Here is a 12967-nt window from a genome sequence, read left to right as displayed (position 1 = left end):
CCGCTGTTTCCTTTTTTGACAATCGAACATTAGCATGTCATATTTGACATCGTCTTCATAGATGAATCAATTCTATAAGCCGGAATGGGGGCAGAGCCAATGGAAATGCAGTTTCATGCAACGACGATCTGCGCGGTTAGGCACAATGGGCAAGGCGCGATCGCCGGAGACGGTCAGGTTACGTTCGGTAACAGCATGGTCATGAAACATCAGGCCAAGAAGGTGCGCCGATTGTACCGCGGCCAAGTCGTCGCAGGTTTTGCGGGCTCGGTTGCAGATGCCATTTCGTTGTTCGAGAAATTTGAAGCCAAGCTGGAAGAGCATCACGGCAACTTGCAGCGAGCTGCCGTCGAGCTTGCGAAAGATTGGCGTTCGGACCGCATCCTGCGCAAATTGGAAGCAATGATGATCGTCATGGATAAGAGCGGCATGCTTCTCATTTCCGGCGGCGGCGAAATCATCGAGCCGGATGACGGCGTGCTTGCGATCGGTTCTGGCGGAAGCTTCGCATTGGCCGCGGCACGCGCGCTCAAAGGCCATGCCACGAATATGGAAGCGAAGGATATGGCGCGCGCCGCTTTGGAAATCGCCGCCGATATATGCGTATTTACGAATCGGAACATCGTTGTGGAAGAGCTGGAGTAATCGGACGGACACTACTCGGGCGGAGGGATAATCGATGGGAAATGAAGCTTTAACGCCGCGTCAGATCGTCGCAGAGTTGGATAAATATATCATTGGTCAAAAATCGGCGAAACGTTCGGTGGCGGTCGCGCTGCGAAACCGTTACCGTCGCAGCCGTCTGGCTGAGGCTTTGCGGGACGAGATCGTGCCGAAAAATATTTTGATGATCGGACCGACCGGCGTAGGGAAAACTGAAATCGCGCGCAGACTGGCGAAGCTCGTGAACGCGCCGTTCGTCAAAGTGGAGGCGACGAAGTTTACCGAGGTCGGTTATGTGGGCCGCGATGTGGAGTCGATGGTTCGCGACTTGGTGGAGACGGCGATTCGCATGGTGAAAGCCGAGAAAACCGAGCAGGTACGCGATCGTGCGGAGAAGCAAGCCAATGAGCGGATCGTTACGCTGCTCGTGCCGTCGGCCGTGAAGCCGAAGAGCGGCAAAAACCCGCTCGAGATGCTATTCGGCGGTCAATCCGGCAAGGAGGAAGAGGACGATTCGCAAGAGAACGATCCTTCCATTCTCGACCGGCGTAGATCGGTTAAGGAGCAGCTGGATGCCGGCAAACTCGAGAATCAATCCATCGAGATCGATGTCGAAGACACGTCGCCGACGATGCTTGATATGTTGTCCGGTCAAGGCAGCATGGGGGATGCCGGTGGCATGGGCGGCATGAATATGCAGGAACTGTTCGGCCAGCTGATGCCCAAACGGACGAAGAAGCGCAAGCTGCCGATAAAGGAAGCGCGCAAAGTATTGACGCAAGACGAAGCGAACAAACTAATCAATATGGACGACGTCATCTCGGAATCGATCGTTCGGGCCGAGCAAAGCGGCATTATTTTTATAGACGAAATCGATAAAATCGCCAGTCCTTCTCGAGGCTCCGGTCCTGACGTTTCGCGCGAAGGCGTGCAGCGCGACATTCTGCCGATCGTGGAAGGTTCGACGGTGGTGACGAAATACGGTTCAGTCAAAACGGATTATATTTTATTCATGGCGGCAGGTGCGTTTCATGTAGCGAAACCGTCCGATTTAATACCTGAACTGCAGGGCCGTTTCCCGATTCGGGTCGAGCTTACTAGTCTTAGCATGGAGGATTTTATCCGGATTTTGACAGAGCCAAAGAACGCGCTCACGAAGCAATATACGGCTCTTCTAGAGACCGAAGGCATCGAGATCGATTTTTCGGAAGAGGCCATCAAGGAATTGGCGACGATTGCTTCCGACGTGAACAAGAATACCGAGAACATCGGCGCGCGCAGGCTGCATACCATTTTGGAGAAGCTGCTTGAAGACTTATCGTTCGAAGCGCCGGAACTCTCGCTTGATCGCCTCACAATTACGCCGGAATATGTAAGGGAAAAGTTAGGAAATATTGCGAAAAATCGCGATTTGAGTCAATATATTTTATAAGAGGTACGGACAGGATCGTAGGAGGCTTACAAATGATTTTACTAGCAAAAACAAGAACGCTAAACCGGCTGCTGCAGCGGGCGGCCGGCGGAGCGCTCAATTTCCGGGAGATGGCGGAGGTGCTGTGCACAACGATACAAGCGGACGTCTTTGTCGTTAGCCGGAGAGGGAAAGTGCTCGGTTGCGCGGCGGTAGGTCCATTTCAGCACGAGCAATTAAGAGCCCTTCCGGCAGACGAGCTTCGTTTCCCGGTCGAAAGCAACGACCGGTTCATGCTCATGCAGGAGACCGTGACGAATGTCGTGCCGGATGAAGGGATTCGCGATTCGTTTCCGGCTATGGCCGGCGCGGAGAAAATGACGGTCGTACCGATCGTGGGCGGACGCGACCGGTTAGGGACGCTAGTCTTGCTGCGAAATGCAGAGCCTTTCGGAGATGATGATCTGATTTTGGCGGAATACGGCTCAACCATCGTTGGGATGGAAATTTTGCGCGAACGCGCGGAAGAAATCGAGCAGGAAGCCAGAAGCCGCGCGGTCGTGGCGGTTGCGGTCGGTTCGTTGTCGTTCAGCGAGCAGGAAGCGGTCGAACATATTTTCGACGAATTGGACGGGAAGGAAGGTCTGCTTGTCGCTTCCAAAATCGCGGATCGCGTGGGTATTACACGCTCGGTTATCGTGAACGCGCTTCGCAAGCTGGAAAGCGCTGGCGTTATTGAGACCCGTTCCCTTGGCATGAAAGGAACCTATATCAAAATTCTTAACCCTCAGCTCATAATTGAGCTGAAGAAGAATAAGGAATAACAGTTTCTTAACACTATACTAACAGCATTTTCGAACACCTAAGGTCCTATCTGACTAAAAGATAGGGCTTTTTTCTTATTGTATTCTAGGTTCGAAAAATAGAATATTAAGTTTGTCGATCTTAATCGACACGATATTCATGTATTCGTGATATTCTTTTGTCGAACAAAGAAGGAAAGTCGGACAATCTGTTGAATATCTACAAATGACATCAGGAAAACAGAATGAAAACGGGGGTATATACGAATGAGCCTCTTAAACGGAGCACACTTTAACCGGCTGGAAGGCGCAATTAACGCCTCGGAAATGCGCCAACGCGTCATTTCGAATAACGTGGCCAACGCGGATACGCCGAAATTCAAGCGTTCGGATGTCCTCTTCGAAGAGACACTACAACAATCCATGGGAGCTTCGGCCGAACTGTCCGGGCGCCTAACGAATAAGAAGCATATACCGATCGGCAGCGGCGGATCGAAACCTCAAGCGCAAATCGTTACGGATGAATCGACGGTCATGAATAACAACGAGAACAACGTCGATATCGATCGCGAGATGACATTGCTTGCCAAGAACCAATTGAACTACAACTTCTATATTCAGCAATTAAACCATGACGTGAAGATGATGCGGACCGGCATCGATGGGAGGGCTTAATAGATGAGAATCACGAATGGCTTCGATGTAAGTGCTTCCGCCTTGACCGCGCAGCGGCTGCGGATGGATGTCATTTCATCCAACATTGCCAATGCTGAGACAACGCGCGCTAAATTTGTGAATGGACAGTATGTCCCTTATGCTCGTAAGATGGTTGTACTCGAGCCGACGACGCCATCGTTCGCTGATGTGCTGAGCGGCAAGATGAATGGGACGGCATCTTCGAAAGCGGCTGGCGTGAAAGTCGCGAAAATTGTCGAAGACCAGGCGCCATTCAAGCAAGTCTACGATCCTACGAATCCGGATGCCGACTCGAATGGCTATGTGCAAATGCCGAACGTCGACGTAGCAAAGGAAATGGTCGACATGATCACGGCTTCCCGTTCTTATGAGGCGAACGTAACGGCGCTCAACACGACGAAAGCGATGTTCTCGAAAGCGCTGGAAATCGGACGAGCTTAATCGATATAGGAACAATCGACTATAAGATGGAGGGATCAACTTGATTCAGAAAACAACGTTTAACCCTTTGACGACAATCCAATCAACGCAGAATTCAGCTATGAAGGACAAAACGCCGGCAGAAATGACGCAAACGTTCGGCGATTTCCTGCAAAATGCATTAAATAGTGTTCAAAACCAAGAGAAGAACGTACAGGTAGTAACGGATAAATATATGGTTGGACAAGCGGATATCTCGCAAGTTATGATAGCATCGTCCCAAGCGGAACTGAGCTTGCAGCTAACTTCACAAGTGCGTAACAAGGTCGTAGAAGCCTACCAAGAGATCATGCGGATGCAGATGTAATAGATCGTAAGACGGCGCTTCGACAACTACAACTACGAATAAGTGAGGTGAAGTCGTGAACGAAACATTCAACCAATATAAGGCTAAAGTCGCACAGTTGTGGACGGGGATGGGCAAGAAGCAAAAGGTGATGCTCGGCGCGACTGCAGGTGTCTTGATTATCACCGTCGTGTTGCTCACGATGGTGTTCTCCAAGACGGAATACGAGCTCGCGTTTCAAGATCTGGATTCGACGGACGCTGCGGCGGTCATGAGCTATCTGGATTCGAACAGCATTCCATACGAACTGGCCAATAGCGGCCGGAACATCCTCGTGCCAGCGGCGAACGCCGAGAAGGTCAAGGTTGAAGCAGGTTCACAAGGTCTTGTTCAAAATGGTTCGATCGGCTTTGAGTCTTTCGCCTCAGGTTCGACGCCGTTTGGTTCGACAGACCGAGAGTTCGATGTGAAATACCGCAGTGCGCTTAACGGCGAAATTCAGCGTCTCCTTAATGGCATGAACGGCGTGCAAAAGTCCAATGTGCTGATCACGCTGCCGGAAGAGAGCGCGTTTCTTTCGACGGAAGATGCAGAACCGGCTTCCGCTTCGATCATGATTACGTTCAAACCGGGCTATCGCCCGACGCAAAAAGAAGTAGACGGCTATTATAATCTCGTAAAAACTTCGGTGCCAAAGCTTGCGATTGAGAACATTACGATCTCCAGCGCGGAAGGTGAGCTGACGGCTTCGAACACCGGCGGCGCAGATAGCTCGACAACGGTCGAGAGCCACTTCCAAATCCAGAAAAAGTACGAGAGCGAAGTCAAACGCAGCATTCAACAAACGCTTGGCCCGATCGTCGGGCTTGATAATATGGTCGTGAACGTATCGAGTTCCTTTAACTTCGACAAAAAGAAAACGGACGAGCAGCTGGTTAAGCCGCTTGAGAATAATAATAATAACGGCATTATCGTAAGCGAAGCGACGAACTCTTCTTCTTCGACGGGTACAAGCGGTTCCGGCGGCGTAGCCGGCACGGGTTCGACCGATGTCCCAGGCTACCAAGCGACGACGGGCGGCGATTCCAGCAGCTCGGAAGAGAACAGTCGTACGACGAATTACGAGTTCAACCGGATCAATAACCAGATCGAATCCGCTCCATATGTGATTAAAGACCTATCCATCAGCGTAGCGGTCGACAAGTCCAAGCTTAGCGAAGACGCCAAGACTTACGTGAATGACTTCTTGTCTTCCCTTGTTCGTGCTCAATTGCGCGAATCTGGGCAAAATGTAGACGACGACGCGATCATCGGGAAGAAAATTTCGATCAGCGGTCTGACGTTCTTGGCATCGGACGACGCTTCCGAGACGTCCGGCATCTCGATGACGATGGCGATCGGTATCGGCGCAGCAGCGCTTGTAATCATCGGCGCGCTCGGATTCATGCTCGTGAAACGCCGCCGCAAGCAGGCAGCAGAGCAGCGAATGCTCGCGGAAGAAGTCATTACGCCGCACAAAATCGACTTTGCTACCGTTGATCTGGAGATGGCGGGCAACGACAATCAAATGCGCAAGCAGCTTGAGACCTTGGCTAAGAACAAACCGGAAGAGTTTGTTAACCTTCTCCGTACATGGCTTGCTGACGAATAGGAGGAATGCAAATGGCTAAAGTCGCGCAAGGTTACAGTGGTCGCCAAAAGGCGGCCATCCTTCTCATCTCGTTAGGCCCGGAAGTGTCCGCTCAGGTGTTCAAACATCTGCGCGAAGAAGAGATCGAACAACTGACGCTGGAGATCGCGAACGTGCGCAAAGTCGACAGCGAAGATAAAGACACGATCTTGAGCGAATTCCACCAGATTTGTATGGCGCAGGAATACATTTCGCAAGGCGGTATCACGTATGCGAAAGAAATTCTAGAGAAAGCGCTGGGCGAGTCGAAGGCGCTGGAAGTGATCAACCGCCTAACGGCAACGCTGCAGGTACGTCCGTTCGACTTTGCACGCAAAGCCGACGCCAGCCAGATCCTCAACTTTATTCAGAACGAGAACGCGCAGACGATCGCTCTGGTACTGTCGTACTTGGGCGCCGACCAATCGGCAGCCATCTTGTCCTCCTTGCCGCAAGATAAGCAAGCGGAAGTCGCTAGACGCATCGCGCTGATGGACAGCACGTCGCCGGAAGTGATTGCGCACGTCGAACGCATCCTGGAGCAGAAGTTGTCTTCGACGGTTACGCAGGACTACACGAGCGCTGGCGGTATCGAGTCGATCGTTCAGATCCTAAACGGCGTCGACCGCGGTACGGAGCGCACGATTCTCGACGCGCTCGAGATTCAGGATCCGGAACTGGCCGAGGAAATCAAGAAGCGCATGTTCGTGTTCGAGGATATCGTCAACATCGACAACCGCGCGATTCAGCGCATCATACGGGATATCGAGAACGCCGACCTTCAGCTTGCGCTTAAAGTGGCGAGCGAAGAAGTACGCGAAGCCATCTTCCGTAACATGTCCAAACGGATGGCCGAAACATTCAAGGAAGAAATGGAGTTCATGGGTCCTGTTCGACTGCGTGACGTTGAGGAAGCTCAAACTCGTATCGTAGCGACGATCCGTCGACTCGAAGAGTCGGGTGAGATCATCATCGCACGTGGCGGAGGAGATGATATCATTGTCTAGCCTTCATAAATCCACCCATGTCGTTTCATTAGACGATCTGAAACGTCTGGAAGTTTTCCGCAACTATTATGCTAATACCCAGCAGGGAGAAGATCGAAACACCCCGCCCGGGCCAGATCAAGAAACAATTTCGCTGCGCGACCAAATCATTCAAGATGCCGAGAATTTCGCGAAGCAACGAATGGAAGAGGTCGCTGCCGAAATACAGCAGATGTTGGACGACGCGAATGCCGCCATTGAACAATGGTGGCAGGAGCGCCGCGAGCTCGACCTGCAGCACTTTGAACAAATGCGCAGCGAAGGGTATCAGACCGGTTACAACGAGGGCCGCGAAGAAGCCGAGCAAGAAATTCGCCAACAATGGGAAACGTCTCTGGGCGAAGCGAAGACGATACTCGAAGGCGCCTACAGGATGAAAGAAGAAATCATTCAAGAAGCAGAGCCGTTCCTGGTGGAACTTAGTACCTCCATTGCCGAGAAGATTATCGGCAAGCAGCTGGCAATGTCGCCTGAATGGACGATCGAGCAGGTGACGAAGGCGCTTTCCAGAAGACGCGAACAAGGCGTCATCACGTTGTGCGTATCGCCTTCGCAGCTGAATTTTATCCAGGCTGCCCGCGAAGAGCTTCACTTGGCGATCGACTCGCAAGCCGAGCTCCAAATTGTGCCTGACGTAACGGTAAAAGACGGTGGTTGCGTGATTCGCTCCGCCTTTGGTAGTATTGATGCCCGGATAGATACGCAGTTGTCCGAGATAAAACGCGAGCTGATGCAGCTAGCGCTTCAGCCAGGCGAAGAGGGGGCATAACATGGCCACGCTTAAACTGGATCCGATGAAATATATCGAGCACATGCGTCCGATCGATCCCGTACGGGTGAACGGCAAAGTTACGCAGGTTATCGGTTTGACGGTCGAGTCGGAAGGTCCGGATGCAAGCATTGGCGATGTGTGCTATATCTACCCGACGAAAGCATCCAAGCCGCTTAAAGCGGAAGTCGTTGGCTTCCGCGACAATAAATTGATTCTAATGCCGCTCGGCGAGCTAGCTTCGATCGGTCCGGGGTGCGACGTGGTCGGTACCGGCAAACCACTTACCGTGCAGGTTGGCTCAGAGCTGCTGGGCAAAGTGCTCGACGGCTTGGGCCAGCCGCTGGACAGTTCGATGCTCCCGGCCAGAATGCCGCATTATTCAACGCATAACGAACCGAGCAACCCGTTGGCCCGTCCGCGGGTCAAGACGCCGCTGACGGTCGGCGTGAGAGCCATCGACGGCCTGCTCACCGTTGGACAAGGTCAACGTATCGGTATCTTCGCAGGTTCAGGCGTCGGCAAGAGTACGCTCTTGGGTATGATTGCTAGAAACACTTCGGCCGATGTGAACGTTATAGCTCTTGTCGGCGAACGCGGACGCGAGGTGCTCGAGTTCGTCGAGAAGGATTTGGGACCGGAAGGTCTGGCCCGCTCGGTCGTGATCGTCGCGACTTCGGACCAGCCGGCGCTGATTCGGATGAAAGGCGCCTTGATCGCAACGAGTATCGCGGAATACTTCCGCGATCGCGGCTTGAACGTCATGCTTATGATGGACTCGGTTACCCGTTATGCTCAAGCGCTTCGCGAAGTTGGTCTTGCGATCGGCGAACCGCCGGCGACGCGCGGTTACACGCCATCCGTATTCGCGAATTTGCCGAAGCTGCTTGAACGCGCAGGGACAGGACCGAGAGGTTCGATTACGGCGTTCTACACCGTGCTTGTCGACGGGGACGATATGAACGAGCCGATTGCCGACGCGGTCCGAGGCATCTTGGACGGTCACATCGTACTAAGCCGCGCAATCGCCCAGAAGGGCCATTACCCGGCGATCGACGTGCTTCAATCCATCAGCCGCGTTATGAAAGAAATCGTGCCGGAAGAGCAGCAGGATGCGGCGAATGAGTTGAAGCGGCTGCTCGCTACCTATAAGGATTCGGAAGACCTCATTAATATCGGGGCGTACCAACGAGGTTCAAATGCGGAAATTGACCGAGCGATCGACAGGATCGGTACCATCAACGCGTTTACCCGTCAGAAGACGACGGAGAAAGTAAGTTACGAGGAAGCGGTGCACGCGCTGTTAAGTGAATTCGAACGGAGCTGATCGTAAGGAATGGCCAAGTTTAAGTATGCCTATCAAAAAATCGTCGACTTAAAGGCGAGCGAGAAATCGCAAGCCGAGACGGTATTGTCCGCGGCAATCGGCAAGCTGCAGGCCGAAGAGGCCTCGCTGAGCGAATTGATCGCCGAACGGAGCTCGTGGATGGACAGGCTGCAGGAGGCCGCAAGCGGAGGCACGTCGCTCTCCGAGTTGCTCGACATGCAACGGTACGTTGAGTTTATCGATTCCCGCATCATGCGCAAGCAAGCCGACATCCGCAAAGCGCAGCGAGAAGTCGAGCTGAGCCGTTCGAAGTTGACAGAGAAGATGCAAGACGAGAAGGTATGGCTGAAGGCCAAGGATAAAGCTTTACATCAATACCGCGCGGTGATAATGCTGCAAGAACAGAACGAGCTGGACGAGATCGCGACGGTTCGATACGTCGCGCCGGCTTAACCCATACGACTACAGAGCGTTTAAAGACCGGAGGAGGGGTAATTCGTGTCAGAATTGGAAGCGGAGAAGGGATATAGCGGGTTTGAGCGGTTCATGTTTTTCGTCACCCCTATCCTGTTCACCATCGTACTGCTCGGCGTGCTGCTCACGTTGTTTAACTTCGACCTGAGGAACAAGGTGCTGACCGTTGGCGACTCCATCCCGTTTCTGAATGAAGTGCTGCCGGATCCGGTAACGGAAAGCGAAACTTCGGCCGGTGACGGCGAGAACGCGGATGCAGGCGCGACAGCCAAAGCGGCTGAAGAGCAGAACGCGGTAATCGCGCAGCTTAAGCAGCAGTTGTCGGCCAAGGAGAAGGCGCTGCAAGAGGCGACCGGTCAGCAGACCGTCAAGGATAAGCAAATCGGCGACCTTCAAAATCAAGTGAAGCAGCTAAGCGCGCAGAAGGAAGAGAGCGACACGTCGAAGCTAAGCGACGAAGAATATGCGGCGAAGATCAAAGCGCTGGCCGATACGTACGCGAAGATGTCGCCTAGTAAAGCCGCCCCTATTATGGAAGCGATGGAGCTTGACGAAGCGGTACTCGTGTTGAACTCGATGCGTACGGATGATCAAGCCAAGGTCCTGGAGAAGATGACGCCGAAGACGGCCGCGGAAGCGACCGTGAAGCTGAAGGACATCAAGAGCGCGAAAGACCAACAAATCGCGGCGCTCCAGGCCCGCCTCAATAAGCAAACGACGACGACGGAAGAACCGTCCTCATCGCTTAGCACGACGCAGCTGAAAGATACGTTTACGAATATGCCTGCGGCCAACGCCGCCGAGCTTCTGATCAAAATGTCGGAGGTGAGCCCTAGCAAAGTGTTACGGATCCTAAATGCGGTTGACAGCTCAGCACGTTCGTCGATTTTGTCGGAAATGTCTTCGTTAAATGAAGGAATTACAGCGCAGCTTGTTTCCAAGCTGATGACCGGTAAATAATTCATTTGAAAGGAGGTGACAACTAAGATGCCCATGACAACAATGATGCCGATGGCGGCGGTGCAGCCAGCACCTACGGCCAATACGCAACCTTCTTCTACCAATAAGACCTCCATGTCGGACAAAGGCGCTTCAGGCGACTTTAGCAAGAAACTCGATCAGACGATGAAGAGCGCAAACAGCAAATCGGACGTCGATCAAAATAAGGCGGACCCGGTAAATAATACGGATACGCAAGCAGTCGAATCGGATGCCGCTGACAAATCGCAAGCCACTGAATCCATGGATAGCACGGCGGAAACAAAGGCAACGCAGACGTTGAGCGAAAATCCGACCGAGGAAGAACTAGCTGCGTTCGTCGAAAGTTTGCTGGCACAGCTTGGCGAGATGAAAGACGCGGACCAAGATGAACCAGTGACAAGCGAAGATATGACCGGTATACTCGGAGACCTGGACAACTTGCTGGCCATGCTCGAATCGATCCCGCAGCTTCAGCAAGCGATTCAAACGCAGCAGGCGGTTGACGTGACGGCAGCGGCGTCCGGAGAAGAAACGGCAATCGGCGCTTTGCAAGGGATGCTGAAAGAGCTTCAGGCGGTTCTGCAACAAGACAAGACAGGCGCTATTAGCAAAGACATGATGACGGCGATCACCAAGCAAGTGAAAACGGTGGATCAAGCGGTTAACGGGACTAACGCAGCGCCAGCTATCCAGAGCGGCGGCGCGGATGAGGCAAGTACCGCAAGCGTGCCGGCACAGTCATCGCATTTGCATCGCATGGGGGCGCAGCTTCTTCATGCAAGCGTACTGACGACGGTCGTGCCGACGGAAGAGGCGACTTCGGCAGAATCTGCAGTAGCCGCACCGGCGCAAGAGACGGCGAGCACCGAAGGAACGATCGTGCCGATCGCGGTGACAACGCCGGACAATCAGCCGCGTTTAGAACCAACAGGCAAGCTCGTCATGCCGCAGCCGGTTCCGGCGGAGAAATTCGCGGAAACGATGAAGGACATGATGGTGAACCAATTTAACGTGAAGACGAAGGATGGCCTCTCCGAAGCGACCATTTCCTTGGCTCCGGCTCATTTGGGCCAAGTGGACATTCGGATCGCGGTGCAGAATGGGCAGTTAACGGCGGTGTTCGTAGCCGAATCGGCAGCCGCGAAAGATATGCTGGAGAACCAAATCGCCCAGCTTCGCAACCAGTTGCAGACGCAAGGCCTTCAGGTCGAACGGTTGGAAGTGACGCAAAGCTCGAATGCATTCGAGTCGAACATGTTCCACAGCGGTAATGGCAAAGGTGCTCGTGATCAGCATTCCACCAAACAGGGTGGTTCTAACCGCGATGCGGTCAATGAAATAAACGGCTATAATCCAGAAGCGGAGCAAGCGGCCGTAGAACAAGCAGTTACCCGCACTTTGGGCTTTGGCAGAGAGATCAACACGACGGCATAACGAATAAGCCCTTGGTCGGAACGGAGGTGAAAGAGCGATGGCAAATACGATTACCGGAACATCCTCGGCAAGCAGCGCGCAAGCATCCGGCGTAACGGGCAAGACGAACACGCTCGGCAAAGACGAGTTTCTGAAAATTCTCGTGACGCAGCTGAAAAACCAAGACCCGATGCAACCTATGCAGGATACGGATTTTATTGCGCAAATGGCTCAATTCTCGTCGGTTGAACAGCTGATGAACATGTCCGAAAATATGGGCAAGCTAAGTCAGAATTTGGGACTGGCTTCAAGCATGATCGGCAAGAACGTAGAGTGGTACCAGAGCGACGAGAACGGCACGTCGTTGGAGTCCGGCATGGTGGAATCGATCGTGGTTCGCGACAGCGTGCAATATGCGGTCGTAGACGGCGAGTCTGTACCGCTGGATAAGATTGTGTCGATCGGACAAGGCGGTGAAGGAGAAGGTGAATAACCGTCTAACGATCGGACAGCTGCAGATTGGCGCGCAAGGCGCAAGACCGTTAGGGAAACCGGCCGCGAATCCGGTGCCTAATACCGCTTTTAAGGACATGCTGGACAGCCAAGTGCTCAAGTTCAGCCAGCATGCGGAGACGAGGATGCGCCAGCGAGGCATTACTCTCGGCGTGGATACCTTGAGCAAGATTGAAGGCGCGATCGACCAAGCGGCTGCCAAAGGGGCGAAGGATTCGCTCGTCATCTGCAAAGACGTTGCCATGATCGTCAACGTACCCAGCCGGACCGTCGTGACCGCGATGGACGGTAATAGCTTGAAAAACAACGTATTTACGCAAATCGATAGCGCGGTAGTCATTTCGTAATCGACAGGCATGAACAATTCGGCTGGACCTCTTTTGAAGGAAGCCGCGGGCTGCTGACCGACTGATGCACCCATAACGATTAAAAAAAG

General features: G+C 53.1%; 15 protein-coding genes. All 15 read left to right on the top strand.

Annotated elements, in window-relative coordinates:
- The first annotated feature begins 99 nt into the window (after positions 1 to 99).
- Positions 100 to 645, top strand: coding sequence for an ATP-dependent protease subunit HslV (hslV, locus tag BCM02_RS06020; RefSeq protein ID WP_148928162.1), 546 nt, complete (start codon positions 100 to 102; stop codon positions 643 to 645).
- A 34-nt stretch (positions 646 to 679) separates the two neighbouring features.
- Complete coding sequence (gene hslU, locus BCM02_RS06015) at positions 680 to 2095, top strand: ATP-dependent protease ATPase subunit HslU (RefSeq protein WP_148928161.1); 1416 nt, start codon at positions 680 to 682, stop codon at positions 2093 to 2095.
- A 32-nt stretch (positions 2096 to 2127) separates the two neighbouring features.
- The gene (gene codY, locus BCM02_RS06010) at positions 2128 to 2898 is read left to right on the top strand and encodes a GTP-sensing pleiotropic transcriptional regulator CodY (protein WP_148928160.1); all 771 of its coding nucleotides are present in this window, start codon (positions 2128 to 2130) and stop codon (positions 2896 to 2898) included.
- Between the two features lie 246 nt (positions 2899 to 3144).
- Positions 3145 to 3552, top strand: a complete 408-nt coding sequence (gene flgB, locus BCM02_RS06005) for a flagellar basal body rod protein FlgB (protein ID WP_148928159.1) — start codon at positions 3145 to 3147, stop codon at positions 3550 to 3552.
- 3 nt (positions 3553 to 3555) lie between these two features.
- A complete protein-coding gene (flgC, locus tag BCM02_RS06000) occupies positions 3556 to 4014 on the top strand; it encodes a flagellar basal body rod protein FlgC (RefSeq protein ID WP_148928158.1) in 459 nt (152 codons plus the stop codon).
- Between the two features lie 40 nt (positions 4015 to 4054).
- On the top strand, positions 4055 to 4360 hold the full coding sequence (fliE, locus tag BCM02_RS05995; RefSeq protein ID WP_148928157.1) for a flagellar hook-basal body complex protein FliE: 306 nt from the start codon (positions 4055 to 4057) through the stop codon (positions 4358 to 4360).
- A gap of 55 nt (positions 4361 to 4415) precedes the next feature.
- Positions 4416 to 5990, top strand: coding sequence for a flagellar basal-body MS-ring/collar protein FliF (fliF, locus tag BCM02_RS05990; protein ID WP_148928156.1), 1575 nt, complete (start codon positions 4416 to 4418; stop codon positions 5988 to 5990).
- Between the two features lie 11 nt (positions 5991 to 6001).
- Positions 6002 to 7015 carry a flagellar motor switch protein FliG gene (gene fliG / locus BCM02_RS05985; protein WP_148928155.1) on the top strand — a complete coding sequence of 338 codons (1014 nt, stop codon included), beginning with the start codon at positions 6002 to 6004 and terminating at the stop codon, positions 7013 to 7015.
- On the top strand, positions 7008 to 7823 hold the full coding sequence (locus tag BCM02_RS05980) for a FliH/SctL family protein (RefSeq protein WP_148928736.1): 816 nt from the start codon (positions 7008 to 7010) through the stop codon (positions 7821 to 7823). The genes fliG and BCM02_RS05980 overlap by 8 nt, the downstream gene beginning before the upstream one ends.
- 1 nt (position 7824) lies before the next feature.
- Entirely contained in the window at positions 7825 to 9150 is a 1326-nt protein-coding gene (gene fliI / locus BCM02_RS05975) for a flagellar protein export ATPase FliI (protein ID WP_148928154.1), read from the top strand.
- Positions 9151 to 9159: 9 nt separating this feature from the next.
- Entirely contained in the window at positions 9160 to 9603 is a 444-nt protein-coding gene (gene fliJ / locus BCM02_RS05970) for a flagellar export protein FliJ (protein WP_148928153.1), read from the top strand.
- Between the two features lie 45 nt (positions 9604 to 9648).
- Positions 9649 to 10584, top strand: coding sequence for a MotE family protein (locus BCM02_RS05965; protein ID WP_148928152.1), 936 nt, complete (start codon positions 9649 to 9651; stop codon positions 10582 to 10584).
- A gap of 27 nt (positions 10585 to 10611) precedes the next feature.
- Positions 10612 to 12039, top strand: a complete 1428-nt coding sequence (locus tag BCM02_RS05960; RefSeq protein ID WP_148928151.1) for a flagellar hook-length control protein FliK — start codon at positions 10612 to 10614, stop codon at positions 12037 to 12039.
- Positions 12040 to 12076: 37 nt separating this feature from the next.
- Entirely contained in the window at positions 12077 to 12511 is a 435-nt protein-coding gene (gene flgD / locus BCM02_RS05955; RefSeq protein WP_148928150.1) for a flagellar hook assembly protein FlgD, read from the top strand.
- Positions 12504 to 12878: a TIGR02530 family flagellar biosynthesis protein gene (locus BCM02_RS05950; protein WP_246183244.1), complete on the top strand. Its 375-nt coding sequence runs from the start codon at positions 12504 to 12506 to the stop codon at positions 12876 to 12878. The genes flgD and BCM02_RS05950 overlap by 8 nt, the downstream gene beginning before the upstream one ends.
- The last annotated feature ends 89 nt before the right edge of the window (positions 12879 to 12967 follow it).

It is taken from the genome of Paenibacillus methanolicus, from assembly GCF_008124765.1.
GTDB classification, from domain to species: domain Bacteria; phylum Bacillota; class Bacilli; order Paenibacillales; family Paenibacillaceae; genus Paenibacillus_Z; species Paenibacillus_Z methanolicus.
This window is presented reverse-complemented; position numbering and strand designations above follow the sequence as displayed.

What these genes read in the sequence shown, in the direction of transcription:
- hslV (WP_148928162.1), top strand. Translation starts at nt 100, where the DNA reads ATGGAAATGCAGTTTCATGCAACGACGATCTGCGCGGTTAGGCACAAT.
- codY (WP_148928160.1), top strand. Translation starts at nt 2,128, where the DNA reads ATGATTTTACTAGCAAAAACAAGAACGCTAAACCGGCTGCTGCAGCGG.
- fliG (WP_148928155.1), top strand. Translation starts at nt 6,002, where the DNA reads ATGGCTAAAGTCGCGCAAGGTTACAGTGGTCGCCAAAAGGCGGCCATC.
- BCM02_RS05960 (WP_148928151.1), top strand. Translation starts at nt 10,612, where the DNA reads ATGCCCATGACAACAATGATGCCGATGGCGGCGGTGCAGCCAGCACCT.
- fliJ (WP_148928153.1), top strand. Translation starts at nt 9,160, where the DNA reads ATGGCCAAGTTTAAGTATGCCTATCAAAAAATCGTCGACTTAAAGGCG.
- flgB (WP_148928159.1), top strand. Translation starts at nt 3,145, where the DNA reads ATGAGCCTCTTAAACGGAGCACACTTTAACCGGCTGGAAGGCGCAATT.
- flgC (WP_148928158.1), top strand. Translation starts at nt 3,556, where the DNA reads ATGAGAATCACGAATGGCTTCGATGTAAGTGCTTCCGCCTTGACCGCG.
- flgD (WP_148928150.1), top strand. Translation starts at nt 12,077, where the DNA reads ATGGCAAATACGATTACCGGAACATCCTCGGCAAGCAGCGCGCAAGCA.
- fliI (WP_148928154.1), top strand. Translation starts at nt 7,825, where the DNA reads ATGGCCACGCTTAAACTGGATCCGATGAAATATATCGAGCACATGCGT.
- hslU (WP_148928161.1), top strand. Translation starts at nt 680, where the DNA reads ATGGGAAATGAAGCTTTAACGCCGCGTCAGATCGTCGCAGAGTTGGAT.